The sequence below is a fragment of the Streptomyces sp. NPDC055966 genome (assembly GCF_042269865.1).
Lineage (GTDB): Bacteria > Actinomycetota > Actinomycetes > Streptomycetales > Streptomycetaceae > Streptomyces.
The window spans coordinates 488,831-513,756 of sequence record NZ_JBHJYK010000003.1 but is presented as its reverse complement, the minus strand read 5'-3'; the positions used below and the strand labels follow the sequence as shown (position 1 = coordinate 513,756).

Sequence of the window (24,926 nt, the reverse complement as noted above, 5' to 3'; positions counted from 1 at the left end):
ACGCCCCGCCCGTATACGAAGTCCGGCGAAGTCACGCCACCCGGCGCTCGGCGTACTCCGCGATCTCCGTCATCGGCGGCCGTTCCTCCGTGTCCACGGAGTACGTCCGGGGCGCGAAGCCGTCCTCGTCCCGCTCGAACTGGGTCAGGGCGGGGCGGATCAGATGGCCCCGGGCCAGCCGGAGCTGGGCGGTGCGGTAGATCGCGGCGGCCATCCGGCCGAGCGCCTGCCCGTCCTGGTGCCGGTGCTTGCGGACCCCGACGTCCACCTGGGCGAGGGCGTCCAGGCCCACCAGGTGCAGCGCGTCCACCAGCATGCCCAGCTCCACGCCGTAGCCGACGGGGAAGGGGAGCTGTTCCAGCAGGCCGCGCCGGGCCGCGTACTCGCCGCCCAGCGGCTGCACGAAGCCGGCCAACTGCGGCCAGTGCATGTTGAGCAGCGGGCGGGCCATCAGCTCGGTGACCCGGCCGCCCTGCCCGGCGGCACCGGCGAGCGGGCGGTCGTACATGGCCTTCACCAGCGAGATCCCGGGGTCGGTGAGGAGCGGGCCGACGATGCCGGAGACGAAGTCGGCGGAGAACTCGCGCAGGTCCGCGTCGACGAAGCAGATGATGTCGCCGCGGGTCACGAGGAGCGAGCGCCACAGGACCTCGCCCTTGCCGGGAACGGCCGGGATGCGCGGCAGGATCGCGTCACGGTGGACGACCCGGGCGCCCGCGGCGGCGGCGACCTCGGAGGTGCGGTCGGTGGAGCCGGAGTCGACGACGACGAGCTCGTCGACGAGCGGGACCCGCTCCATCAGCTCGCGGCGGATGACCGCGACGATGTCGCCGACGGTCTCCTCCTCGTCGAGCGCGGGCAGCACGACGCTGATCGTCTGTCCCGTGCGCTGCTTGGCGGCCAGTATCCGCTGGAGCGGGCGATCGGTCACGGACCAGGAGCGGGTGGCCAGCCAGCGCTCTACTTCTTCCAGCACGCTCTGCGGCTCCTCACTGTTCGTGATCACAGGTGGTGACTGTGTGATCCATCTCGCGGTTCGGACGACTATCTCAACTGTCCTGGCCTTCGGTTACAGTCTTGAACAACGCCGGTGACCATCGCATGTCGGGGGGCGCGGGCGCGCACGACTCGTGCGTACAACTGCTCATACAACCGCATACCGCTCATCCAGAGGGGCAGAGGGACACGGCCCGATGAAGCCCCGGCAACCCTCCAGTCGGTTCTTGTCACGTTGACGTGGCGAGGCTCCCGGCTAGGGAAGGTGCCAAATCCGTCTCACGGCGAGATGCGTCGTGAGGAAGATGAGGAGAAAGGGCCTCGCCTCCATGGCTGTGCAGACAGTTGCAAGCACCTCCACCTCCCCCGTCGACCTCGGTCCGGCCGCGGCCCTGAGCTGTCGCGAGTGCGGTCACCGTGTCCCGCTCGGCCCGGTCTTCGCGTGCGAGGAGTGTTTCGGCCCGCTGGAGATCGCCTACGACTTCTCGGCCTACGACACCGAGGAACTGCGGGCCCGCATCGAGGCCGGCCCCGCGAACATCTGGCGGTACGCCCCCCTGCTGCCCGTCCCGGCCGACGTGGCGGACAAGCCGAACATCAACCCCGGCTGGACCAAGCTCGTCAAGGCCGACAACCTCGCGCGTGAACTGGGCGTCACCGGCGGCCTGTTCGTCAAGGACGACTCCGGCAACCCGACGCACTCCTTCAAGGACCGCGTCGTCGCCCAGGCCCTGGAGGCCGCCCGCGCCTTCGGCTTCACCACCCTGTCCTGCTCCTCCACGGGCAACCTGGCCGGTGCCGTCGGCGCCGCCGCCGCCCGCGCCGGCTTCCGCTCCTGCGTGTTCATCCCGCACGACCTGGAGCAGGGCAAGGTCGTCATGGCCGCGGTCTACGGCGGCGAGCTCGTCGGCATCGAGGGCAACTACGACGACGTGAACCGCTTCTGCTCCGAGCTGATCGGCGACCCGGCCGGCGAGGGCTGGGGCTTCGTCAACGTCAACCTGCGGCCGTACTACGCCGAGGGCTCCAAGACGCTGGCGTACGAGATCTGCGAGCAGCTCGGCTGGCGGCTGCCGGACCAGATCGTGATCCCGATCGCCTCCGGCTCCCAGCTGACGAAGATCGACAAGGGTCTCCAGGAGCTCATCAAGCTCGGGCTGGTCGAGGACAGGCCGTACAAGATCTTCGGTGCGCAGGCCGAGGGCTGCTCGCCGGTGTCGACGGCGTACAAGGCCGGGCACGACGTGGTCCGCCCCCAGAAGCCGAACACCATCGCCAAGTCCCTCGCCATCGGCAATCCGGCCGACGGGCCGTACGTGCTGGACATCGCCCGCCGCACCGGCGGCGCGGTGGAGGACGTGACGGACGAGGAAGTCGTCGACGCGATCAAGCTGCTGGCCCGCACCGAGGGCATCTTCGCCGAGACGGCGGGCGGTGTGACGGTCGGCGTCACCCGCAAGCTGGTCAAGGCCGGCGTCCTGGACCCGGCGAAGACCACGGTCGTCCTCAACACCGGCGACGGCCTGAAGACCCTCGACGCGGTGGCCGGCACGGGTCTCACCGCCACCATCCGTCCGACCCTGGACTCCTTCCGAGAGGCTGGCCTCGCATGAGCGTGACCGTTCGCATCCCCACCATCCTGCGCACCTACACCGGCGGTCGGGCCGAGGTCGCCGCCGAGGGCGCGACCCTCGCCCAGGTGATCGAGGACCTGGAGAAGAACCACACCGGTATCGCCGCCCGCGTCCTGGACGACCAGGGCAAGCTGCGCCGGTTCGTGAACGTGTACGTCAACGACGACGACGTGCGCTTCGAGCAGGGCTTGGAGACCGCGACCCCCGACGGCGCGGGCGTCTCCATCATTCCGGCGGTCGCCGGCGGCTGATCATTACCGTCGGTAATCTCGGTTACCGATTGTTCATCGAATGGCCTCCCCCGTGAGAGAAACGGAGGGGGCCATTCAGTGTGATTGAGCGCGGTACAGTTGGGGAACGCGTTCCGGACCTGAAGGTCGCGGTTCGGGATTTCGCACCGCGAGCCCGATAAGAAGTAGCCAAACTATGCGGGCTTTCTGCGGCTTTTGTTCCACTTTGTACGGCCCGACTTGCCCTGAATTCGGCCGTATTTTAGGCAGATTCCGGACCGTCGTCGTCCAGATTTCTCGTCCGATTGACCTGTTGCAGACGGCAGTTGGACAGATACATTCAGCCGCGGTCGACGCGTTCCGGCGCACGCCCCCGACCGATGGGGGGTGAGGTCTGACCCGGGTCCGCGAAGTGTGGATCTGTGCAAGGGCCAGTAATAGGGGAGTTAGGCATGGCTCAGGGCACCGTCAAGTGGTTCAACGCGGAGAAGGGGTACGGCTTCATCGCGGTCGACGGTGGTGCGGACGTCTTCGTCCATTACAGCGCCATTCAGATGGACGGCTACCGCACCCTGGAAGAGGGGCAGCGGGTGGAGTTCGAGATCTCGCAGGGCCAGAAGGGCCCGCAGGCCGACATGGTTCGCCTCAGCGCCTGAACGTTTCTTGTCCGAAGGGCCTGCACCTCGCGAGGGGTGCGGGCCCTTCGCCGTGCCCGGCTGCCCCGTACCGCCGCGCCCGGATCCTCTGTTCGCGGGCGGCTGAGCGCGCGCCCCGACCCCCCGAAGGCGCTTGCACTCGACAGGGGCGAGTGCTAATCATTGGCGTTAGCACTCTGAAGGTGAGAGTGACAAAGAAGGACCGGGTCGGTGAGGCCCGCAGGCCACGTGGGGCAAGGAACCACAGGCCGGCGAGCCGTCCGTCGCGGGCGCGGGCGCGGTCCGAAGGAATCACCCCCAGTCCTGGAGGGACCACTTCACATGGCCAAGATCATCGCGTTCGACGAGGAGGCGCGGCGCGGCCTCGAGCGCGGCATGAACCAGCTCGCGGACGCCGTCAAGGTGACGCTCGGCCCCAAGGGCCGCAACGTCGTCCTCGAGAAGAAGTGGGGCGCCCCCACGATCACCAACGATGGTGTCTCCATCGCCAAGGAGATCGAGCTCGAGGACCCGTACGAGAAGATCGGCGCCGAGCTGGTCAAGGAAGTCGCCAAGAAGACGGACGACGTCGCCGGTGACGGTACGACCACCGCGACCGTGCTCGCCCAGGCCCTGGTCAAGGAAGGCCTGCGCAACGTCGCCGCCGGTGCCAACCCGATGGCCCTGAAGCGCGGTATCGAGAAGGCCGTCGAGGCCGTCTCCGCCGCCCTGCTGGAGCAGGCGAAGGACGTCGAGACCAAGGAGCAGATCGCCTCCACCGCGTCCATCTCCGCCGCCGACACCCAGATCGGCGAGCTCATCGCCGAGGCCATGGACAAGGTCGGCAAGGAAGGCGTCATCACCGTCGAGGAGAGCAACACCTTCGGTCTGGAGCTTGAGCTCACCGAGGGCATGCGCTTCGACAAGGGCTACATCTCGGCCTACTTCGCGACCGACATGGAGCGCATGGAGGCGGCGCTGGAGGACCCGTACATCCTCATCGCCAACTCCAAGATCTCCTCGGTCAAGGACCTGCTCCCGCTCCTGGAGAAGGTCATGCAGTCGGGCAAGCCGCTGCTGATCATCGCCGAGGACGTCGAGGGCGAGGCCCTGTCGACCCTGGTCGTCAACAAGATCCGCGGCACCTTCAAGTCCGTCGCCGTCAAGGCCCCGGGCTTCGGCGACCGCCGCAAGGCCATGCTCGGCGACATCGCCATTCTCACGGGCGGCGAGGTCATCTCCGAGGAGGTCGGCCTCAAGCTGGAGAACGCGACCCTGGACCTCCTGGGCCGCGCCCGCAAGGTCGTCATCACCAAGGACGAGACCACCATCGTGGACGGCGCCGGCTCCTCGGAGCAGGTGGGCGGCCGCGTGAACCAGATCCGCGCCGAGATCGAGAACAGCGACTCGGACTACGACCGCGAGAAGCTCCAGGAGCGCCTGGCCAAGCTCGCGGGCGGCGTCGCGGTCATCAAGGCCGGTGCCGCCACCGAGGTGGAGCTCAAGGAGCGCAAGCACCGCATCGAGGACGCCGTGCGCAACGCCAAGGCGGCCGTCGAGGAGGGCATCGTCGCCGGTGGTGGCGTGGCCCTGCTGCAGGCCTCCTCGGTCTTCGAGAAGCTGGACCTGGAGGGTGACGAGGCGACCGGCGCCAACGCCGTGAAGCTCGCGCTGGAGGCCCCGCTGAAGCAGATCGCCGCCAACGGTGGCCTTGAGGGCGGCGTCGTCGTGGAGAAGGTGCGCAACCTGGCCGTCGGCCACGGTCTGAACGCCGCCACGGGCGAATACGTCGACATGATCGCCGAGGGCATCATCGACCCGGCGAAGGTGACGCGTTCCGCGCTGCAGAACGCGGCCTCCATCGCCGCGCTGTTCCTCACCACCGAGGCCGTCATCGCCGACAAGCCGGAGAAGGCCGCCGCGGCCGCTCCGGGCGGCATGCCGGGCGGTGACATGGACTTCTGATCCGTCCGGATCACCTGTCCTTCTCCGAGGGCGGCACTTCCAGCTTCCGGCTGGGGGTGCCGCCCTCGGGCGTTTCCGGAGGCGGCACCAGGACGTGTCCTGGATCACACAAGCGCGGATCGCGGACCGGAATGCGGGCCCGCGCACAGGCCGTTTACTTAAGGAGCTGCAACAATGCGTGCTCACATACCGACCGGTTAACTCCGCTGCCCCCCGAGGAGCCCCTACGTGACCGCCACGACGACCCCCGCCTCCCGCGCGGCCCAGATCCTGTCCCGCCCGATCACCCTCAACGGCCTCACCGTGCCGAACCGGATCGCGATGGCGCCGATGACCCGGATGTTCTCCCCGGGCGGCGTACCCGGCGAGGACGTGCGCTCGTACTACTCCCGCCGTGCCGCCGCCGGAGTCGGCCTGATCGTCACCGAGGGCACCTACGTGGGCCACGACTCGGCGGGCCAGAGCGACCGCGTGCCGCGCTTCCACGGCGAGGAGCAGCTGGCGGGCTGGGCGAAGGTCGCCGAGGACGTGCACGCGGCGGGCGGCACCATCGTCCCGCAGCTGTGGCACATCGGCATGGTCCGCAAGGACGGCGAGGCCCCCTTCCCGGAGGCCCCCGCGATGGGCCCCTCCGGCCTGGTCACCGCGGGCGCCGAGGCCACCGGCCGGGCGATGACCCAGCAGGACCTCGACGACGTGATCGCCGCGTTCGCCCGGGCGGCGGCCGACGCCGAGCGCATCGGCTTCGACGGCGTGGAGCTGCACGGCGCCCACGGCTACCTCCTGGACCAGTTCCTGTGGGAGGGCACCAACCGCCGTACCGACGCCTACGGCGGCGACCCGGTGGCCCGTGCGAAGTTCTCCGCGGAGATCGTGGCGGCGGTCCGCGCGGCCGTCTCCCCCGAGTTCCCGGTCATCTTCCGCTACTCGCAGTGGAAGCAGCAGGACTACACGGCCCGCCTCGCCGAGACCCCCGAGGAGCTGGAGGCCATCCTGACCCCGCTGGCGGCGGCCGGCGTCGACGTCTTCCACGCCTCCACCCGCCGCTACTGGGTGCCGGAGTTCGACGGCTCGGACCTGAACCTGGCCGGCTGGACGAAGAAGATCACCGGCAAGCAGGTCATCAGCGTCGGCTCGGTCGGCCTCGACGGCGAGTTCATCAAGGCGTTCCAGGGCGAGGGCTCCGGGACCAAGAGCATCGACGACCTCCTCGACCGGCTGGAGGCCGAGGAGTTCGACATGGTCGCCGTCGGCCGTGCGCTGCTCCAGGACCCGGAGTGGGCGGCCAAGGTGCTCGCCGACCGCTTCGACGAGCTGAAGCCGTACGACGCCGCGTCGCTGAAGACCCTCAGCTGACGCCGTCCGTCGCTCCGTTCGGGCACTTGTGATCGTCGCCGCACGTTCCCCTGACGACCGGTGAGACCGACGTCAGGGGAGCGAGCGATGACGAAGAGCGAGTCCGGGCCCGTGGTGCGCACCGCCTCCGGGGCGGTGCGCGGGCTGCGCGAGCAGGGGCTGTCGGTGTTCCGGGGCATTCCCTTCGCCGCGCCCCCGGTCGGCCCGGACCGCTTCCGGGCACCGCGCCGGCCCCACCCCTGGGAGGGCACCCGGGAGGCGTACGCGTTCGGCCCGCCGCCCCCGCAGGAGTCCGGCTTCCTCGGCCGCACGGCCCAGCCCCGGCAGCCGGAGGGCGACGACTGGCTGACGCTGAACGTCTGGACCCCGGACCCGGATCCGTCCGCCGCCCGTCCGGTGCTGGTGTGGATCTACGGCGGTGCGTTCAAACTCGGCTTCAGCGGCCAGCCGGGCTACGACGCCCAGCAGCTCGCCCGCACGGGCGACGCGGTGCTCGTCACCTTCAACTACCGCGTGGGCATGGAGGGTTTCGCCCTCTGGGCCGACGCCCCCGCGAACCGGGGCCTGCTGGACCAGGTGGCGGCCCTGGAGTGGGTCCAGGAGAACATCACGGCGTTCGGCGGCGACCCCTCCCAGGTCACCGTCTTCGGCGAATCGGCCGGCGCGGGCTCCGTCGCCTCGCTTCTGTCCATGCCGAGAGCCCGGGGCCTGTTCCGCCGCGCCGTCGCCCAGAGCGTGCCGGGCACGTTCTTCTCCGCGGACCTCGCCCGCGACATCGCCGGGTCCCTGGCGGCGCGGGCCGGCCGCACCCCCACGGCGGCCGACCTCGCCGCGACGGACCCCCGCGAGCTGACCCGGGCGGGCCAGACCCTGGGCATCGAGATGCCGGCGTACACCGACCGCTGGGGCCGGGCGGCACCGACCTCGGTGCCCTTCGCGCCGGTGGTGGACGGCGACGTCCTGCCCACGACTCCCTGGGAGGCGCTCTCGTCGGGCGCGGCGCGGGACGTGGACCTCCTGGTCGGCCACAACCGCGACGAGTACCGCCTCTTCCTGGTCATGGCCGGCATGTCCGGCAAGATCACGGACGACCTGGCGGCCCGGACCCTGCGGCTGTACGCACCGGGCGGGGAAGCGGGCGAGGCGGCGTACCGCTCGGCCTTCCCGGAGTGGGGCGCGGAGCAGCTCTTCGAACGGGTCCAGACGGACTGGCTGTTCGGGCAGCCGAGCCTGCGGCTGGCGGAGGCCCAGCGGACGGGCGGCGGCCGCGCCCACGTCTACGAACTGACCTGGCCGGCCCCCGACTCCGCGGGCGCGCTGGGCGCCTGCCACGGCCTGGACATCCCGCTGCTCTTCGGCACGTTCGGCGCCGACCTGGGCGCCCTCCTCTTTCCCGGCGGCAGACCCACACCGGAGGCGGAGCGGCTGTCGGCCTTCGTCCAGCGCGCCTGGACGGCCTTCGCCCGCACCGGCGACCCGGGCTGGCCGGCCTACGACCCCCGCTCCCGCCTGGTCCAGGTCCTGGACGCGGAACAGCGGGTGGCGCCGTACCCGGAGGAGGCGAGCAGGCGGATCTGGGAGGGGTACGCGTTCGGCGCGTTGCCGCTGCTATAGGTTCCCCAGCGGCTCGATGTCGACGCGCACGGGGGTGCCCCACACGCGGAGCACCTCGTAGTCGGTGAACTCGTGCACGAGCCGGTACGCCATGGCGGGCCGGGACGAGCGGCGCTGGGCGGCGAGATACGCCTCGGCCTCGCGCTTGTCCCGCCGGGGCGTGCCGCACAATTGCCACTCCTGGCCGTTCCACGCCTCCGGCAGCCAGCGCTGCTGCGGCTGCGGCCGGTCGGCGCGGACGCCGTAGCGGGAGGGCGCGGTGGCCGCGGCCGCGGCTTCGGTCCTGCCGCCGCCGTGATACTCCGACCGGCGTGCGGCCCGGCGCCGGGTCTCGCACAGCAGGCACAGGTCGGGGGCGCTCTCGTCCACGGGGCCCTGCGGATGCTCGGGACACCGGGTGGCGGGCGCGCCGGCGGCGACACTCTCGTCCAGCAGATCGAGCGCTCGGCGCAGATCGGCCTTGATCTCGTGCAGCCGGGAGTCCGGGGTGTCGGCGCCGAGCGCCTCCCCGTGCTCCCCGACGAGCCGCAGGGCCCGTCCGAGGGCGGTGAGCTGGGCGTGGTTCATGTCAGTCCGCGTAGTCCTTGAGTTCCTGGGTGTCCAGTGTGAAGCCGACAGGGGCGGGTCCACCGGGGATCCCCAAGGGTACGAGAGCGACTGCTGATAGCGGCCTTGTCGGCTCGCTGAAGACAGGTGAGGGTCTGGTTGTCGCGGTCGATGAGGAGGCAGGCCGGCGGTCAGGGTGTGGAGTACGGCCTCGTCGGTGGTCCCCCGGGCGAACCACTCCGCCACCAGCGGGGCGAGTTCCGCACAGTCGGCGGCGGAGAGGGACAGGACGGGCCCGGTCCTCCGGTGGCGGCTCCGGCTGCGGTACGTCGCCGCGCGCGAACGTCGAGTCCGGTGACCGGCGCGCGTGACGAGCCGTTTGCGTCGGTCGATCCGGGGCGCTGCAATGTCCGTACCGCCGAGCGGCCGGCGGACGTGCTCAAGGCGATGTCCGTCGGTGAGGAACTGCGGGTCAAGGTGCGGCAGGTGAACCGGGAGAGGCGCAGTCGTTGAGCAGACTGATCGAGGCACTGCACGGCTTCAACGCCGCCCACCCCTGGGACCACAACGCCCGCTATCACCGCTGGCTGCTGCGGCAGTTGCCCCGCGGGGCCGGGCGGGCCCTGGACGTGGGGTGCGGCAGTGGGGAACTGGTGCGGCGGCTGGCCGGGCGGCGGGCGGAGGCGGTCGTCGGAGTCGATGCCGACGCCGGGATCCTGGAGCGGGCGCGGGAGGCCACTCCCGCCGACGCCCCCGTCGCCTACACACTCGCCGAGGTGCCCGATCAGCTTCCCCCGGGACCCTACGACGTCATCACCTGCGTCGCCGTACTCCATCACCTCCCCCTCGCCGAGAGCCTCGTCCGGTTCCGGGAGGAGTTGGCGAGCGGTGGCACCCTGGTCGTGGTCGGCTGTGCGCGGGCGGAAGGGGCTCTGGACCACGCGGTCGGGCTGGCAGCCGTAGCGCTCAACCCGCTCATCGGCTGGGTGAAGAACCGGGGGCGGGTCGCGTCGCACCGGCCCGTTTCCATGACCGCCCCTGTCCGGGATCCGGAGATGACCTTCGCCGAGATCGGTCGTGAGGCCCGGCGGATCCTTCCCGGGGTCCGGCTCCGCCGCCGGCTCTTCTGGCGTTACACGCTCGTGTGGCGCGCACCGTAAGGCCCGACGAGCCCTCCTGAGGCCCTCAGCGGTTGCCGTGCGGGCCCTGGTGGCCCCGGTGGCCGGGGCGGATCAGGCTGCCCTCGCCGCACGCGGTGGTGTTCTCGCGCACCTGCAGCGGCGAGACCTCCTTGAGGACGGGGACCACGGCGAGGGTGTCGGCGCACTTCGCGGTGTCGGAGATCGTCCACTGCGCGTTGTCGTGGGCGGCCTTGGCGGTGGGCGTGGTGCCCGTGCCGGCCAGGGTGTCGGCGTGGGCGGGGGCGGCCAGCGCGGCGGCGGAGGCGGCGGTGAGGGCGGCCGTGGCGAGGAGCTTCATCGTCGTCATGCTGAGGCAACGAGCGGCCACCGCCGTGCGTCACGTGGCGGCGCTCGGCCGGGGGGCGCGCGGAAGGCCGAAGAGGTACGTCGCCGCGAAGCCCACCACGTAGCCGGTGAGCAGGCCGCCCGCGTAGACGGCGGCGGCCGCGCCCGCGCCCCTGTTGCCCGTCAGCAGCGGGAACAGGGCCCAGCCCGACGGGCCGATCGCGGTCGCGCCCACCGTGGTGCCGAGCATCGCGAAGAAGCCGACGAACGCCCCGCCCGCGGCCCCGCCCGCGCAGGCCGTCAGGAAGGGGCGGCCCAGCGGCAGGCACACGCCGTAGATCAGGGGCTCGCCCACGCCCAGCAGGCCGGCCGGGAGGGCCGAGCGGATCGTCGTCCGCAGTTCGCCGTCGTGGCGCAGGCGGACGTACACCGCGAGCGACGCGCCCACCTGGCCCGCGCCCGCCATGGAGAGGAGGGGGAGGAGGACCGTGTAGCCCTGTTGGGAGATGAGGGTGGTGTGGATGGGGATCAGGGCCTGGTGCAGGCCCAGCATCACCAGGGGGAGGAACAGGCCGCCCAGCACCAGGCCCGCCGCCGCGCCGGCCGTGGTCAGGAGCCAGTTCGCCGCGGTGCCGATCGCCGTCGCCACCGCACCGGCCGCGTACATCAGGCCGTACAGCGTCACGAGACCGGAGACGAGCACGGTGACCGTCGGCGTGAGCAGGACGTCCAGAGCGCCCGGCACCCGGCCCCGTACCCACTTCTCCACGCGGGTGGCCAGGAGCGCGGCGGCGAGGGCGCCGAGCACGCCGCCCTGGCCGGGGGACAGGTGGGCCCCGAACACCGTCACCTTCGCCACGCCCGGGTACACGACGACGGCCGCGACGGCACCGCCGAGCACCGGGGTGCCGCCGAACTCCCGCGCCGTGTTGATGCCGACGAACACCGCGATCAGCGCCAGGAAGGCGGAGGCGATGGCGGACAGGGCGGGGGAGAGGGAGGAGAGCCGGCCGGCGTTCAGGAGAAGGCCGTTGAGTCCGGAGAGGATGCCGCAGCCGATCAGGGCGGGGATGAGGGGGACGAAGACGTTCGCCACCCGGCGCAGGGCGGTCCTGACGCCCGTCTCCTGCTCTGAACTCCCTTGCTGCGAACTCCCCTGCTTCGAGCGGCCGTCGGAAGGCTCCGCTCCCCCCTCCGCGGCCCGTGCCGCCGCCGCCTCCGCCACCGCCCCTGCCACCGCCTCCGTGACCTCCTCGACCACCCCGGGCCCGAGCACGACCTGGCAGTGCGGGCCGTCGCAGACCAGGCCCAGCACCTCCGGGACCGCCCGCAGGCCCGCCTCGTCCAGCGCCGTCGGGTCGGCGAGGGCCAGCCGGAGGCGGGTCATGCAGTGGGTCACGGAGGTGACGTTGGCCGGGCCGCCGACCAGGTTGAGGACGGCGGTCGCGGTGGAGGCGGGGTCGATGCGCACGCCCCGAGCGTGCGGGTCAGCGGGGCGCGTGCGCCAGCGCGGCACGCAGATGGCCGCCGGACTCCTCCAGAAGGCGGGCGGCCGTGGGGCCGTCGACGCCGGCGAGGAGGGCCAGGATGGCGTTCTTCACCTCGCCGCCGGACTCGGCGAGCGCCCGCTCGATCTCGTCGTCCCCCGCGCCGGTGGCGAGGGAGACGATGCGGCGGGAGCGGGCCCGGAGCTTGTCGTTGGAGGCCCGGACGTCGACCATCAGGTTCCCGTACGTCTTGCCGAGCCGGATCATCGTGATCGTCGACAGCATGTTCAGGACGAGTTTCTGGGCCGTGCCGGCCTTCAGGCGGGTCGAGCCGGTGATCAGTTCCGGTCCGACGACGACCTCGATGCCGTGCTCGGCGGCGGCCGCGAGCGCGCTGTGCTCGTTGCAGGCCAGACCGATGGTCAGGGCGCCCTGCGCGCGGGCGTGTGCGACGGCGCCGATCGCGTAGGGGGTGCGGCCGGAGGCGGAGATGCCGACAACGGTGTCATCGGGCGTGAGCTTCAGCGCGTCCAGGTCCTGGCGGGCCAGCTCCGTGGAGTCCTCGGCGCCCTCCACCGAGGTGACCATGGCCGTGGGGCCGCCCGCGATCAGGCCGACGACCTGGGCGGGGTCGGTGTTGAAGGTGGGCGGGCACTCGGAGGCGTCCAGGACGCCGAGGCGGCCCGCCGTACCGGCGCCGGCGTAGATCAGCCGGCCGCCGCGCGCCATCCGTGCGGCGACGGCGTCGATGGCGGCGGAGATCTCCGGGAGGCGTCGGGCGACGGCCGTGGGCACGGCGGCGTCCTCGCCGTTCATCAGGCGGGCGAGGTCGGGGGTGGGCAGGCGGTCGATGTCGGCGAGTTCGGGGCGGAAGGCCTCGGTGGTCAGGGAGGCCAGCTGGCTGCGCAGGTCATGGGAGGTCATGAGGGGAGCGGCTCTCTCAGGTTCGGGATCGCGTGCGGTTACTCACCTGGGGTTGGTGCGATGCCGGTGAGCCAGCGCCTCGTACGACGCGGCCAGCGCGGGCGCCGCCGTCTCGTACGTCCGCTGGGCCACACCCACGAACAGGCAGTCCACCACGAGCAGTTGACTCGTCCGCGAGGACATCGCGGCGGGGCGCAGCTCGCTCTCCCGTGAGGTGGACGTGGTCAGTACGTGGTCGGCGTACTGGGTGACCGGCGAGTCGGGCCGGCCGGTGATCGCGACGGTCGCCGCCCCGTGTTCGAACGCGACCCGCAGCGGCTCGATGACGTCCCCCGTCGAGCCGGAGTGGGTGATCGCGATCGCCACGTCGCCCGGGCGGAGCTGCACCGCGTTGGTCACGGCGAGATGCGGATCGCTGTGGGCGTGGGCTATGAGGCCGATGCGCAGGAGCTTCTGGGTGAGGTCCTGGGCGACGAGGCCGGAGGCGCCGATGCCGTACACGTCCGTGCGGCGGGCGCCCGCCAGCGCGGTGACGGCGGCGCCGAGCTGGGCGGTGTCGAGCCCGGCGGCGGTGTCGGCGAGGGTCTGCTGCTCCTCGTAGGCCAGCTTGGTGACGACGTCGGCGATGGGGTCGTCCACCGCGATGTCGGTCGTGATGGCCGGTGCCCGGCCCGACTGCTGCTGCGCGGCCAGCCCGGCGAGGGCGAGCCGCAGGTCCCGGTATCCCGGGTAGCCGAGCAGGCGGGCGGTGCGCACGACCGTGGCCTCGCTGGTGCCGGTCAGTTCGGCGAGGCCGGTGACCGTGAGGGCGGCGCAGCCGGCCGGGTCGTTCGCGACGGCCTCGGCGACGCGGTGCATGGACCGGGTCATGGAAGGGGCGAGGGTGCGCACCTTCGCGGCGAGGGATCCGCCCGGACTGCCGAAACTTTCCTTCACGTCCTGGGTCACATATGAAAGATATTTTCGGTTCGGTGTGGTGGTCAAGAGTGCGCACAATGGGTTCCATGGACCCCGTCGATCCCGCCCACCCGGCCCGTCCCGTCACCCCCCTCGAACAGGCCCTGCACGCCGCCCGCGCGCGGGTGCTGGCCGATCTGGTCGCGGGCGAGGTCGCGCACGCGGACGTGGTCTCGCTGGTCGAGGACTCCGTGGCGGAGCGGCGCTGGTGGGTCGAGCAGTGGCCGGACGGGGCGGCCTTCGTCGCGGGGCTGGTCGCGCAGGACGTACAGGACGCGCTGCTGGAGCGGTACGGCCGCTGGCCGCTGTGCCCGGTGTGCGGCTCGGGCGATCCGCACGCCCTCGACGTGGAGCCCGAGCTGGGCCCCGATCCGCACTGGGTCTGCCACAAGGCGGGCGTGAAGGTCGCGGCGGTCGGCTCCCTGGGCTCGGCCGCCGGCCCGGCGGCCTCGTCGTGAGGCGTGAGGCGCCGGTGACCCTGTGACCCTCTACATCGACCCGCCCGTCTGGCCCGGGCACGGGCGCCTGTGGTCGCATCTGGTCAGCGATGTGTCGTACGACGAACTGCACGCGTTCGCCGCGAAGTTGGACATCCCCCACCGCGCCTTCGACGGCGACCACTACGACGTCCCGGAGCGCCGGTACGCGGACGTGGTGGCGGCGGGGGCGGTGGAGGTCAGCAGCCGCACGGTGGTGCGGCTGCTGCACGCCTCGGGGCTGCGACGGCGTAAGCGCAGGGGGGATCAGGCGCGGCGGAGGTAGAGCCCGAGCCCCTCCTCCATGCCGTGCTCGGTCCGGGCGGTCCGCTCCTCCTCCGGCGTGGCCCGGGTGAAGCCGGCCCGGGAGACCACCCGCTGCGAGGGGATGTTGGTGTGCTCGATGGTCGCGACGACCATCGAGACGTCGTCCCGGGCCAGCGCCCGCTCGGTCAGGGTGCGCAGCGCCTCGGTGGCGTAGCCGTGTCCCCGGGCGCCCTCGGCGAGGTCGTAGCCGACCTCGACCCAGCCCTCCTCGTTCGGAGCGCCGTGGAAGCCCATGCCGCCGATGGCGCGGCCGTCCTCGTGCCGGACGAGGGCGAAGACCCCGAACTCCGGCCGGTGCGTGCCCGCTTCGTACGCCTTCACCAGGAAGCCGGAAGCGTCCCGGGTGCCCTCGTAGGGGCCGCCCTCGATCCAGTCGAAGCCGCCGTCGCCGCCGAGGCGCAGGTCGCGGGCGGCGGCCGGGCGGATGCCGACCAGGTCGAACCGCTCGGCCGGGACGACCAGGTTGTTGTGCCAGCGCCAGTCGGTGACCGGGGCGCGGCCGGGCAGCTCGCCCCGCCCGGTGGCCCACAGCAGGGTCGGCCAGGGCGCGGGGCCGGGCTGGACCTGCGGGAAGATGCAGGTCAGCACGGATTCGGCCAGGTCCTCGTCCGGTGCGTAGGGGAGTCCGAGGCCCTCGGCGATGTCGTGGGTGTGCAGCAGCACCTCGGCGATGCCCATCGCCGCGAAGCCCTCGCGGTCGGCGCTGCGGAACGGGTAGGGGTGGAAGGCGCGCACGCCGGGCGGGGCGGTGTCGACGGTGGCGGCGAGCAGTGCGCCGGTCGTCTCGATCACGTGCAGCAGGCCGGTGTTGTCGGTGCCCTCTTCGAGGGTGATCTCGAAGGGGACGTACGCGTCCCGGGCGCGTCCGGCGAGGTTGCCGGCGTAGCCCAGGCAGTCCTCGGCGATGTGGAACGCGGTGGCGTGGCAACTCCACTCCACCCGGCCCGCCTTGACGGCCGTCCAGTCCCGGTCCGCCGCCTGCCGCAGCGCCGCCGTGCAGCTCGCTACGGCTCGCTTCACATCATCCCCGCTGATCGTTCGCATGGGGCGCACTGTAAGCGGGAGCGTCGGCTCAGGTCGACAGCAATTCCAGCTCGGATCCGAGGTTGTAGCGGGCGGTGGCCTCCCAGTGCGCGCGGCCGTACGGGGTGTGGAACAGCCGTGGCAGTGCGAGGAGTTGGCGCAGGATCGCGCAGCGGCCCTCCCGGAAGGCGTCGTTCGGCACGAAGTGGTACTCCTCGCGCACCTCGGCGGCGTAGACGGCGTACGCCGACGGGGGCGCGGCCAGGATCGCGAGGTCCGCGTCGCACAGCACCTGGCCGTCGCGGTCGTCGCCGGCCGGGTCGTGCGTGACGGTGAGCCGGACCAGCCGGGCCACCTCGGCGGTCTTCCCCGGTGACACCCCCGCCTCCGGGAGCGCGCGCTCGGCGAGCCGCGCCGAGCGCTCCTCGTTCTCGGAGCGCTCGGGCAGGTAGACGGCGTCGTGGAACCAGGCGGCCAGCCGTACGACGTCGGGGTCGGCGGCGTGGTCCGCGAGGACGTCGACGTGGTCGAGCACCGCCGTCAGGTGGGTCACCGTGTGGTACCGGCGCTGCGGCTCCTGCCAGCGGACGAGCAGGTTGTCGGCGTACGGCGCGGGGTCGGGGCCGCCGGGGGCGCGGGCGGCTTCCAGGGCGCGGGCGAAGCGGGGGCGCAGGGCGTCGAGGTCGGCCATGGGCCCATTGTGGCGTGCGGGTGGCTCGTCGCCGGTGCGGTCGGCCACGGGGTGGGGCAGGGCGTACCCTTTGGATTGGACTAGACCTCTAGAGCCGTACTTGGATACCTGGACCTGTAGCCGCGATGAATGGGGTGCCATGAGCAAGCGTGCAGTCCTGGAGGTGATCGCGCTCGACGTGGCGGACGCGGTCGCCGCCCAGGCGGGAGGCGCGGATCGCCTGGAGCTGGTCACCGAGATGGCGGCCGACGGGCTCACCCCCGCGCCCGCCACCGTCGCCGGGATCCGGGCCGCCGTCGACATCGACCTGCGCGTGATGCTGAGGCTGTCGGACGGGTTCGCGGCGGGAACCGCCGAGGACGTCGCCGCTCTGGTCCGGGCGGCGGGCGAGATGCGGGCGGCCGGCGCCGACCAGTTCGTGCTCGGCTTCCTCGACGCGGACGGCGCGGTGGACCTGGCCGCGGTGGAGCGGGTGGTCGCCGCCCTGGACGGCTGCGCCTGGACCTTCCACCGGGCGATCGACCGCGCCGCCGACCGCGACGCCCTGCGCAAACAGCTCGCCGACCTGCCCGGCCTGGACACCTACCTCACGGCGGGCGCCGCCGGCGGCGTGGACGAGGGACTGGCGACGCTGGTCGCGGAGGCGGGACGCCGCGGCGAGCCCGGGTACGACCAGACGGTCCTGGTCGGCGGCGGGCTGCGCCTGGAGCATGTCCGCCCGCTGCGGAACGCGGGGATCGACGCGTTCCACATCGGCGGCGCGGCTCGCTCCGCGGGTTGGGCCGGGCCCGTTTCCGAGGAGGCTGTGCGGGAATGGCGGACGGCGGTGGACGGGGAGTAGGACCTGCCCCGCCCACCGGTGTCACGCGGTCGCGAGCGCGACCAGGACGAACAGGAACACGAGCACGAAGCCGCTCAGCGGGAGCAGGCCGAACATTCCCGCCGGGCGGCGCAGGACCGGGCTGCCCGGGTCCAGGCCGGGGCCCATGGGGGCCACCGGGGCGGGGAGCTTGCGGATCTTGGACAGGGCGAAGAGGTTGATCAGCAGCGTGATGGGCGTGATGATCACCGACATCGGGCCCCACCAGCCCTGCACCATCGTGTCCGACTGCATCTTGCGGAACACGGCGAGCGCGCAGGTCTGGCAGAAGGTGCCCTTCCGCCACAGGTTCCGCATCACGATCAGGAAGCCCTGGTGGCCGCGGATCGTCACCCGCGTGGCCGGCCCGGCCCCGCACACGTCGCAGCCGGGTCCGGCGGGCGCCTGCTGGTAGGGAGCCTGCTGGCCGTAGCCGCCGGGTCCCTGCTGGTACGGCGCCTGGGGCTGGCCGTAGCCGCCGGGCGCCTGCTGGGGCTGGTACGGCCCGGGGGCGGGCTGCTGGTACGCCCCGGGCGCCTGCGCGTAGGGCCCGGGAGCCTGCTGGTACGGACCCGGCTGCTGCGGATACGCACCCGGCTGCTGCTGGTACGGACCCGGCGCCTGCGGGTAACCGGGATGCGGGGACGGCGGTGTGCTCAACGGAGGCCTTTCCATGGGGACGTGGCGGAACGGAGCAGAACCCTACTCACCGTTCCTCTCGGCGAGTTGCGCAGGCACCGGTGCAGCGTGCGTCACGATCAGCCCGGACACCGCTCGCGTGAGCGCCACGTACAGCCGCCGCAGGCCCGTCCGTTCGTCCGGCTCGCCGTCCACCACGGCCTGGGGCTCGTCCAGGGCGACGTAGTCGTACTCCAGGCCCTTGGCGAGGGAGGCCGGGACCAGGGTGAGGCGGGTCTCGCGGGTGGTCTCCTCGCCGGGGGCGAGATACGTGATCCCCGCCGCCGTCAGGGCCTCGGCCAGGGCCGGGATCCGGGCGTCGGCCGCGATCAGGCCCGTCGAGCCCTCGTTGCCCAGCAACTCCTCGCACGCGGCGACGACTTCGGCGGTGTCCGTGATCGCGCGGACCTCGAAGAAACCGGGGTTCTCACGGACCGAGGCGACCGGGGTGAGGCCGGGCGCGATGTGCGGCAGGAGCCGGGAGGCGTACGCGATGACGTCCGTCGGCACACGGAAACCGGCCGTCAGCTCCTCGATCACGCCCTCGCGCTTGCCGAGGTGGGCCAGCGCCTCGTCCCAACTCCGGGTCGCCCACGGGGTGGTGCCCTGGGCCAGGTCGCCGAGGACGGTCGCGCTGCCGGTGGTGCAGCGGCGGCCCACCGAGCGGTACTGCATCGGGGACAGGTCCTGCGCCTCGTCCAGCACGACATGGCCGAGCGAGTGGGTGCGCTGGATCAGGTCGGCCGTCTCGTCGACCAGCACCGCGTCGGCCGGAGACCACCTGGCCGACTTCACGCTGCGCACCGGCCTGTCCCACAGGATCGTCTTCTGCTCGTCCTCGTCGAGGATCCCCTCGGCGTGCTCGGCGAGGAAGTCCGCGTCCGTCAGCAGGCGCAGCACGAGCTTCGCCGGGTCGACCACCGGCCAGAGAGCCTTCACCGCCGCCTTGACCGCACTGTTGCGGGCCACCGCGTCCTGCACCCGGTCGTCCGGCGCCTCACCGGCCCGCTCCATCTGCACCAGCACCGCGTGCGCGATCCGCTGCGGCAGCGCCTCGCGGGCGGCGCCGTACCGGATGTCGCGCTCCAGCAACTCCCGTACGACGTCTTCCAGTTCGTACGCCGGTACGCGCCAGCGACGTGAGCCGCGCACCACCACGACCGGTTCCGTCGGCATGCTCACGTGCGCGTACAGCGCCCGGCGCAGCACCTCGGCCATCCGGGCGTCGCCCTTGATCACGGCCGCCGCCGCCTCGTCCGCGCCGCGCACCTCCACGTGCGCCACCAGGTCGTCCACGGTGGCCTGCTGCACCGCCAGCTCGCCCAGCGCGGGCAGCACCTGCTCGATGTAGTGCAGGAAGGACTTGTTTGGCCCGATGACGAGGGTGCCGGTGCGGGCCAGCCGCTCCCGGTGGGCGTAGAGGAGGTAGGCGACCCGGTGCAGGCCGACGGCGGTCTTTCCGGTACCGGGCCCGCCCTGGACGCAGACGGTGCCGCCCAGCCCGGAGCGGACGATCTCGTCCTGCTCGGGCTGGATGGTGGCCACGATGTCCCGCATGGGGCCGACGCGCGGCCGCTCGATCTCCTGCTGGAGGAGCTTGCTGGTCTTCGCGCTCTCCTCGGGGTCGGACAGGTGCTCGTCCTCGTACGCCGTGAGCTCGCCGCCGGTGTAGCCGAAGCGGCGGCGCAGCCCGACGTCCATCGGGTCCTTCTTGGAGGCGCGGTAGAACGGCTGCGAGACCGGTGCGCGCCAGTCGATGACCATGGGGTCACCGTCGTGGTCGTGCACATGCCGGCGCCCGATGTAGAACTGCCCGCCCGTCTCCCACCGCCGCCCTTGCAAGGAAGGCGCTTCGCGCCTCTTTTTTGATTCCTCCGCGCCCTCGGCCCGGTCCGCGCCCGGCGCGTGGAGGTAGTTCAGCCGGCCGAAGAACAGCGGGGTGTCGCTCAGGTCGGCCAGCGCCTTGATCCGGTCGTCGATCTGGCGGGCCAGCACCTGGGCGTTGACCCAGTTCGCGGCGACGTCCTTGATGTCCAGCGCCTCCACGTCCTCGCGCATGGCGCGCAGCGCGGCACGGGAGGACGTCAGATGGGCGCGCTCCCGGGCGAGCGGGTCGTCGGCCGGGGCGGCGGACGGGGCGTCGAGCGGCTCTTGGGCGGGCGTGGACAAGGGGGTGCCTCCGGTAGACCTGCTGGGTGGCTACGACGATGCCGCACGGTTACCGACCGGGCGGCGGCACTCCGCTGAGGGGAGGCGGGCAAGAGAGGGGATTTTAGTCGGGGCGGGGAGACGAGCGCCAATGAATTTCCGCCGCCGGGAACAGCCCACGCGCCAGGGCCTCGTCCAGCAACGCCCGCACGCCGCCGGGCTCGTGCAGATTCAGGTACTCCCGGTCCGGCAGACGCATCGCGGCACCCTAGGGGACCCGTCCCCCTTGGAGTAGGGGGCGAGGTCCACCCGGAGGTCTAGTCCGAGCCGCCCATAACTGGCCCTGGAGACCGATGCGGGTCAGGTGTCCGCGGAGCCACCATGGAGACATGAGCGCAGCAAGCATCTCTCCGGCCCCCGCCCGGCCCCCGTCGGGTGCCACGGCGACGGACGGCCCCCACCACCACCCGCTCGGCAACGCCCTGCGCGCCCTCAAGGTGTTCGCGGAGGCCGCCTTCAACGTGATCATCCTTGGCGAGTACGGCGAGGAAGCGGGCATACGCCGTCGGTGACGGCCCCGAACCCGCCGGCGCGCCGTCGCCTCAGCCCTCCGCGAGGATCTCGTCCGCGTCCATGATGCGGTAGGCGTAGCCCTGTTCCGCCAGGAAGCGCTGGCGGTGGGCGGCGAAGTCCTGGTCGATCGTGTCGCGGGCGACCACCGAGTAGAAGTGGGCCTGGTGGCCGTCGGCCTTCGGGCGCAGCACGCGGCCGAGCCGCTGTGCCTCCTCCTGCCGCGAACCGAACGTGCCGGACACCTGGATCGCGACCGTCGCCTCCGGCAGGTCGATGGAGAAGTTCGCGACCTTCGAGACGACCAGCACGCTGATCTCGCCCTCGCGGAAGGCGTCGAAGAGCTTCTCGCGCTGGGCGTTGGAGGTCTCGCCCTTGATGACCGGGGCGTTCAAGTGCTCGCCCAGCTCGTCGAGTTGGTCGATGTACTGCCCGATGACGAGGATCTGCTGCCCGGCGAACCGGCGCACGATCGCCTCGGTGACCTTCCGCTTGGTGTCCGTTGTCGCACAGAAGCGGTACTTCTCCTCCGTCTCGGCGGTGGCGTACGCGAGCCGCTCGGAGTCGGTCAGGTTGACCCGCACCTCGACGCAGTCGGCGGGCGCGATGTAGCCCTGCGCCTCGATCTCCTTCCAGGGCGCGTCGAACCGCTTGGGGCCGATCAGCGAGAAGACGTCCGACTCGCGGCCGTCCTCGCGCACCAGCGTCGCCGTCAGGCCGAGACGGCGCCGGGCCTGAAGGTCCGCCGTGAACTTGAAGACGGGAGCCGGCAGCAGATGCACCTCGTCGTAGACGATCAGCCCCCAGTCCCGGGAGTCGAAGAGCTCCAGGTGCGGATAGACGCCCTTCCGCCGCGTCGTCAGCACCTGGTACGTGGCGATGGTGACCGGCCGGATCTCCTTGCGCGTCCCGCTGTACTCGCCGATCTCGTCCTCGGTCAGGGAGGTCCGCTTCACCAGCTCGTGCTTCCACTGCCGGGCCGAGACGGTGTTCGTGACGAGGATCAGGGTCGTCGACTTCGCCTGGGCCATCGACCCGGCCCCGACCAGCGTCTTTCCGGCACCGCACGGCAGGACGACCACACCGCTGCCGCCGTGCCAGAAGTTCTCCACGGCCTGCTTCTGGTACGGCCGCAGCGCCCAGCCGTCCTCCAGCAGCTCGATCGGGTGCGCCTCGCCGTCGACGTACCCGGCGAGGTCCTCGGCCGGCCAGCCCAGTTTCAGCAGTACCTGCTTGATCTGCCCGCGTTCGGACGGGTGCACGGCGACGCTGTCCGGGTCGATCCGGGCGCCCACCAGCGGGACGATCCGCTTGGACCGCAGCACCTCTTCCAGCACGGGCCGGTCGGTGCTCGTGAGGACCAGTCCGTGGGTGGGGTGCTTGGACAGGGTCAGCCGACCGTAGCGGTCCATGGTCTCGGCGATGTCGACCAGCAGCGCGTGCGGCACCGGGTACCGGCTGTACTGCACGAGCGCGTCCACGACCTGCTCGGCGTCGTGCCCGGCCGCCCGCGCGTTCCACAGCCCGAGCGGCGTGACCCGGTAGGTGTGGATGTGCTCCGGCGCCCGCTCCAGCTCGGCGAACGGCGCGATGGCCCGTCGGCAGTCGTCGGCCCGCTCGTGGTCGACTTCCAGGAGCAGGGTCTTGTCGGACTGGACGATCAGCGGTCCGTTCACGCGCGGCACACCCTTTCCACTCAGGCCGAGTACATGTCGGCCAAACGTCCAGTGTGCCGCATCCCCCGCAGAACCGGGTCAGTCCTCCGCCAGCTCCGCCACCCCCGTGATCCGGTGCAGCGGGTACGTCCGTACCTCGTCCGCCGTGTGGTCGTACGCCGTGACGAAGCCGCCCTCGACGCGGACCGGGGCGATGACCCGCTGGCTGGCCGAGCCCTCGGCGTTGACGTAGCCGATCCAGAGGGATTCGCCGGTCAGGACGGCGGCCTGCATGGTGGCCAGGGTCTCGGCGGAGGAGGTGCGCGGCAGCTCGCCGCCCGCCAGCGGGGCCCTGCTCCCGGTGCCGGTCTCGGAACCGGCGGGCTTGCGTGGCGCGGTGGCCGCCAGGTCGCCCGCCCGGATCGCGCGGATCGCCGCCGCGAGGAGCGTGGCGTCGGGCGGCGGCGGGCCGTCCGGGACCGGCTCGGGTGCCGTGCGCGGCGGGGTGCGGTGGGCGTGCGCGCGGGCGATCAGGACGTCGCCCTCGGCGGACTCGGCGGCCGGTGCGAAGCCCATCGCGCGCAGGCCCTCCAGCAGGGCCGCCGGGTCGGACTGGGCGGCCAGCACGGTCGGGGCCAGCCGGCGCAGCCGCAGACCGGCGGCGCGCTTGTCGGCCAGGATCTCGTTCAGCAGGGCGTCGTCGTCGCAGCGGACGTACGCCGAGGCCGCGCCGACCCGCAGATGGCCGTGTTTGCGGGCCACGTCGTCGATCAGATAGGCGAGCGGCTGCGGGACCGGCGTGCGGGAGTGCTCGGTGAGGAAGGCGTGCAGGTCGGAGGCGGTGCGGCCGGCGTCCAGGGCGCGGCGCACCGAGGCGGGCGTGAAGCGGTAGACCGTCGCCCCGCCCTTGGACTCGACGTCCGCGAGCACGTCCAGCGTGTCGGCGAGCGGCCGCCGGAGCGGGCCCGGCGCCACCGCCGTCAGGTCGGCCTGGAGCAGGACGTGGTCCAGGGGCTCGGGCAGCAGCGGGGCGAGGACGCGGGCGGCGGCCGCCGTCGCCGCCGCCTGCTCGGCGGGCGAGAGCGGCGCCGGGGCGGGGCCGGGCGCGTGGTGGTGGACCGGCAGCCTGGCGCCCGGCCCCGCCGGAACCTCGGCGACCGGAGTCGGCGCCGGCGCCGGCGCGCCGAGCAGCGCCCGCCCCTGTGCCGACAGCGCGCCCCGTCCCGTGATCCCCAGCAGTTCCGCCTCCGACAGCGTCCAGCGGGCCAGCCGGGAGCGCAGGTCCTCCTCGCCGCCCTCCTGCCGGGGCCCGCGCAGGGGCCGTTCCCAGCGCAGCCGGTTCAGCACCGACCCGGTGTCCGGCGCCGTGCCGGTCGGCAGCCCGGCCAGCAGGGTCAGCACCCGGTGCCGTACCTCGGCGGCGGCCGAGCGGTCCAGGCCCGGGCCGAGCGCGGAGAGCGTACGGTCCTTCGCGTCCCGCCCGCCGACCAGCCCCGGCGTGCGGGTGCCCGCGAGCCAGGCCTCCGCGAGGGCGGACCAGCGCTCGGCGGCGGGCCGCTCCAGCCACTCGTCGTAGCCGGGCGTGGCCGCGTACCGCTCGTCGGCCTCGCCGTCGGAGGCGATCAGACCGGCCGCGTACGCCAGCTCCACCCAGAACGCGGCGACCGGCTCGGAGACGTCCAGGGCGACGGCCGTCCGCTTCAGATCGCGCACGCTCAGACCGCCGGCCCGCAGCACGCCCGGCCCGCCCTCGTCCCAGTCCTTCAGCAGCTCCTCGACGGTGGCGAGCGCGGTGTACGCCTGCCCGGCCGCCGTCGCGTCCACCACCTGCGGGCTGTGGGCGGCGGCCGGTTCGACGGCGGGCGGCAGCGGCTCCGGCGTGCGGTGGGCCCGGCCCTCGCGCAGGTGCAGGGCCACCTCACGCGGGAGTACGACCGTGCCGGGGGTGGTCGGCAGCAGCAGGCCCCGGTCCAGCAGCCAGCGCAGATGGGCGGCCGGATCGGCGGTGACCTGCCCGTACGGCGGCCCCCACACCAGCCGGTGCAGCACGTCGAGGGCGGCCTCCGGGGCCCCGGCGAGCAGCCTGGCCATCTTCTTGCGGTGACCGAACAGGGCGGTGAGCCCGGCCACGGCGGACACCGCGTCGTGCGTCGACGGCAGCCCGGCCGTCGTCACGATCTCCTGTATCCGGCCAGGCGACATGCCCGACGTCGCCTCCTGCACGGACGGGCCGAGCCCGGTCGGGGAGGGGTGCTGCGGGGCGGGGGCGAGGAGTTCACGGGCGGTCCGCACGAGCCGCAGCCGCTTGTCGTCGCCCCACACCAGGGCCTGCTCGCGCAGGGTGGCGACGGCCCTCGGCAGCGCGGCGGTCACGCTCTCGTCGGCCGCGTCGCCTGCCATCAGCCCGAGCAGCGTGGTGTACGACGCCGGGTCCGGGGCCACGGCCAGCGCCTCCGCCGTCTGGAGCGCGAACCGGTCCAGCCGCTCCAGCGCGCGCAGCACCGAGGCGCGGGTGCCGGCCCGGGTGGCGAGCTGGGTGAGGTCGGTCGGCACCGGCGTGATGAGGTCGGGACGGCTGCGCAGGAGCGCGGACAGCGAGGCGTCGTCCCTGGCGCGCAACGCTTCCGCGAGGGAACGGGGAGCTGGTCGGGCCGCTTGGCTCATCTGACCCACGGTAGCGGGTGCGTCC

25 protein-coding genes and 1 riboswitch are annotated in these 24,926 nt (G+C 72.6%); of the genes, 12 read left to right on the top strand and 13 right to left on the bottom strand.

The annotated features are described in order from the left end of the window. Positions 1-31: 31 nt before the first annotated feature. On the bottom strand, positions 32-976 hold the full coding sequence (locus ACFC8N_RS09275) for a glucosyl-3-phosphoglycerate synthase (RefSeq protein WP_356020607.1): 945 nt from the start codon (positions 974-976) through the stop codon (positions 32-34). Between the two features lie 184 nt (positions 977-1,160). After that, positions 1,161-1,308: riboswitch (SAM riboswitch) on the top strand. A gap of 17 nt (positions 1,309-1,325) precedes the next feature. On the opposite strand from ACFC8N_RS09275, the gene thrC reads away from it, so the two are divergent. The 6 genes from thrC to ACFC8N_RS09245 all read left to right on the top strand — a co-directional run bounded on the left by thrC (position 1,326) and on the right by ACFC8N_RS09245 (position 8,430). After that, the gene (gene thrC / locus ACFC8N_RS09270) at positions 1,326-2,609 is read left to right on the top strand and encodes a threonine synthase (protein WP_356020278.1); all 1,284 of its coding nucleotides are present in this window, start codon (positions 1,326-1,328) and stop codon (positions 2,607-2,609) included. Next, a complete protein-coding gene (locus ACFC8N_RS09265; protein ID WP_356020276.1) occupies positions 2,606-2,881 on the top strand; it encodes a MoaD/ThiS family protein in 276 nt (91 codons plus the stop codon). Before thrC ends, ACFC8N_RS09265 begins: the two co-directional genes overlap by 4 nt. 431 nt (positions 2,882-3,312) lie before the next feature. Next, positions 3,313-3,516 (top strand): cold-shock protein, encoded by a 204-nt coding sequence (locus ACFC8N_RS09260; RefSeq protein WP_004929928.1) that lies wholly within the window; start codon positions 3,313-3,315, stop codon positions 3,514-3,516. A 321-nt stretch (positions 3,517-3,837) separates the two neighbouring features. Continuing rightward, entirely contained in the window at positions 3,838-5,460 is a 1,623-nt protein-coding gene (groL, locus tag ACFC8N_RS09255; protein WP_356020274.1) for a chaperonin GroEL, read from the top strand. Positions 5,461-5,688: 228 nt separating this feature from the next. Beyond that, the gene (locus tag ACFC8N_RS09250) at positions 5,689-6,816 is read left to right on the top strand and encodes an NADH:flavin oxidoreductase (protein WP_356020272.1); all 1,128 of its coding nucleotides are present in this window, start codon (positions 5,689-5,691) and stop codon (positions 6,814-6,816) included. An 87-nt stretch (positions 6,817-6,903) separates the two neighbouring features. Next, positions 6,904-8,430, top strand: coding sequence for a carboxylesterase/lipase family protein (locus ACFC8N_RS09245; RefSeq protein WP_376287637.1), 1,527 nt, complete (start codon positions 6,904-6,906; stop codon positions 8,428-8,430). Here ACFC8N_RS09245 and ACFC8N_RS09240 read toward each other — a convergent pair. Continuing rightward, a complete protein-coding gene (locus ACFC8N_RS09240; RefSeq protein WP_356020267.1) occupies positions 8,425-8,997 on the bottom strand; it encodes a hypothetical protein in 573 nt (190 codons plus the stop codon). The genes ACFC8N_RS09245 and ACFC8N_RS09240 overlap by 6 nt on opposite strands. Positions 8,998-9,330: 333 nt before the next feature. Between ACFC8N_RS09240 and ACFC8N_RS09235 the strand changes: the two genes are divergently transcribed. Beyond that, complete coding sequence (locus ACFC8N_RS09235) at positions 9,331-9,489, top strand: hypothetical protein (protein ID WP_376287756.1); 159 nt, start codon at positions 9,331-9,333, stop codon at positions 9,487-9,489. After that, positions 9,486-10,136, top strand: coding sequence for a class I SAM-dependent methyltransferase (locus ACFC8N_RS09230; protein ID WP_356020264.1), 651 nt, complete (start codon positions 9,486-9,488; stop codon positions 10,134-10,136). Before ACFC8N_RS09235 ends, ACFC8N_RS09230 begins: the two co-directional genes overlap by 4 nt. A gap of 25 nt (positions 10,137-10,161) precedes the next feature. Here the strand turns inward: ACFC8N_RS09230 and ACFC8N_RS09225 are convergent, their stop codons facing one another. The 4 genes from ACFC8N_RS09225 to ACFC8N_RS09210 are packed head-to-tail and all read right to left on the bottom strand — an operon-like array spanning position 10,162 to position 13,801. Next, on the bottom strand, positions 10,162-10,464 hold the full coding sequence (locus ACFC8N_RS09225; RefSeq protein WP_362816817.1) for a hypothetical protein: 303 nt from the start codon (positions 10,462-10,464) through the stop codon (positions 10,162-10,164). A gap of 30 nt (positions 10,465-10,494) precedes the next feature. Beyond that, positions 10,495-11,913 (bottom strand): PTS transporter subunit EIIC, encoded by a 1,419-nt coding sequence (locus ACFC8N_RS09220; protein ID WP_376287635.1) that lies wholly within the window; start codon positions 11,911-11,913, stop codon positions 10,495-10,497. Between the two features lie 16 nt (positions 11,914-11,929). Beyond that, positions 11,930-12,853, bottom strand: coding sequence for an N-acetylmuramic acid 6-phosphate etherase (gene murQ / locus ACFC8N_RS09215; protein WP_356020257.1), 924 nt, complete (start codon positions 12,851-12,853; stop codon positions 11,930-11,932). Between the two features lie 42 nt (positions 12,854-12,895). Further along, positions 12,896-13,801, bottom strand: a complete 906-nt coding sequence (locus tag ACFC8N_RS09210; protein WP_356020255.1) for a MurR/RpiR family transcriptional regulator — start codon at positions 13,799-13,801, stop codon at positions 12,896-12,898. A 56-nt stretch (positions 13,802-13,857) separates the two neighbouring features. Here ACFC8N_RS09210 and ACFC8N_RS09205 point away from each other — a divergent pair, with 56 nt between their 5' ends. Both ACFC8N_RS09205 and ACFC8N_RS09200 read left to right on the top strand, forming a co-directional pair. Further along, positions 13,858-14,268: a hypothetical protein gene (locus ACFC8N_RS09205; protein ID WP_362816813.1), complete on the top strand. Its 411-nt coding sequence runs from the start codon at positions 13,858-13,860 to the stop codon at positions 14,266-14,268. Positions 14,269-14,290: 22 nt separating this feature from the next. Continuing rightward, the gene (locus ACFC8N_RS09200; protein WP_356020251.1) at positions 14,291-14,572 is read left to right on the top strand and encodes a DUF4031 domain-containing protein; all 282 of its coding nucleotides are present in this window, start codon (positions 14,291-14,293) and stop codon (positions 14,570-14,572) included. Here ACFC8N_RS09200 and ACFC8N_RS09195 read toward each other — a convergent pair. After that, complete coding sequence (locus ACFC8N_RS09195; RefSeq protein WP_376287748.1) at positions 14,554-15,633, bottom strand: GNAT family N-acetyltransferase; 1,080 nt, start codon at positions 15,631-15,633, stop codon at positions 14,554-14,556. The two genes, ACFC8N_RS09200 and ACFC8N_RS09195, sit on opposite strands and share 19 nt — an antisense overlap. Positions 15,634-15,685: 52 nt before the next feature. Continuing rightward, positions 15,686-16,327: a hypothetical protein gene (locus tag ACFC8N_RS09190; RefSeq protein WP_376287632.1), complete on the bottom strand. Its 642-nt coding sequence runs from the start codon at positions 16,325-16,327 to the stop codon at positions 15,686-15,688. 139 nt (positions 16,328-16,466) lie between these two features. Between ACFC8N_RS09190 and ACFC8N_RS09185 the strand changes: the two genes are divergently transcribed. Next, on the top strand, positions 16,467-17,168 hold the full coding sequence (locus ACFC8N_RS09185) for a copper homeostasis protein CutC (RefSeq protein ID WP_362816806.1): 702 nt from the start codon (positions 16,467-16,469) through the stop codon (positions 17,166-17,168). Between the two features lie 21 nt (positions 17,169-17,189). Here the strand turns inward: ACFC8N_RS09185 and ACFC8N_RS09180 are convergent, their stop codons facing one another. From ACFC8N_RS09180 to ACFC8N_RS09170, 3 genes are all read right to left on the bottom strand, one after another. Then, entirely contained in the window at positions 17,190-17,846 is a 657-nt protein-coding gene (locus tag ACFC8N_RS09180; protein ID WP_376287630.1) for a hypothetical protein, read from the bottom strand. A 42-nt stretch (positions 17,847-17,888) separates the two neighbouring features. Further along, entirely contained in the window at positions 17,889-20,033 is a 2,145-nt protein-coding gene (locus tag ACFC8N_RS09175; RefSeq protein WP_376287628.1) for a HelD family protein, read from the bottom strand. Positions 20,034-20,136: 103 nt separating this feature from the next. After that, the gene (locus ACFC8N_RS09170; protein WP_376287626.1) at positions 20,137-20,271 is read right to left on the bottom strand and encodes a hypothetical protein; all 135 of its coding nucleotides are present in this window, start codon (positions 20,269-20,271) and stop codon (positions 20,137-20,139) included. A 130-nt stretch (positions 20,272-20,401) separates the two neighbouring features. Between ACFC8N_RS09170 and ACFC8N_RS09165 the strand changes: the two genes are divergently transcribed. Next, positions 20,402-20,584, top strand: a complete 183-nt coding sequence (locus ACFC8N_RS09165; protein WP_356020240.1) for a hypothetical protein — start codon at positions 20,402-20,404, stop codon at positions 20,582-20,584. Between the two features lie 30 nt (positions 20,585-20,614). On the opposite strand, the gene ACFC8N_RS09160 is transcribed toward ACFC8N_RS09165, so the two are convergent. Both ACFC8N_RS09160 and ACFC8N_RS09155 read right to left on the bottom strand, forming a co-directional pair. Beyond that, entirely contained in the window at positions 20,615-22,258 is a 1,644-nt protein-coding gene (locus ACFC8N_RS09160; protein ID WP_356020238.1) for a DNA repair helicase XPB, read from the bottom strand. 78 nt (positions 22,259-22,336) lie between these two features. Next, positions 22,337-24,901, bottom strand: coding sequence for a helicase C-terminal domain-containing protein (locus ACFC8N_RS09155; protein ID WP_376287624.1), 2,565 nt, complete (start codon positions 24,899-24,901; stop codon positions 22,337-22,339). Between the last annotated feature and the right edge of the window lie 25 nt (positions 24,902-24,926).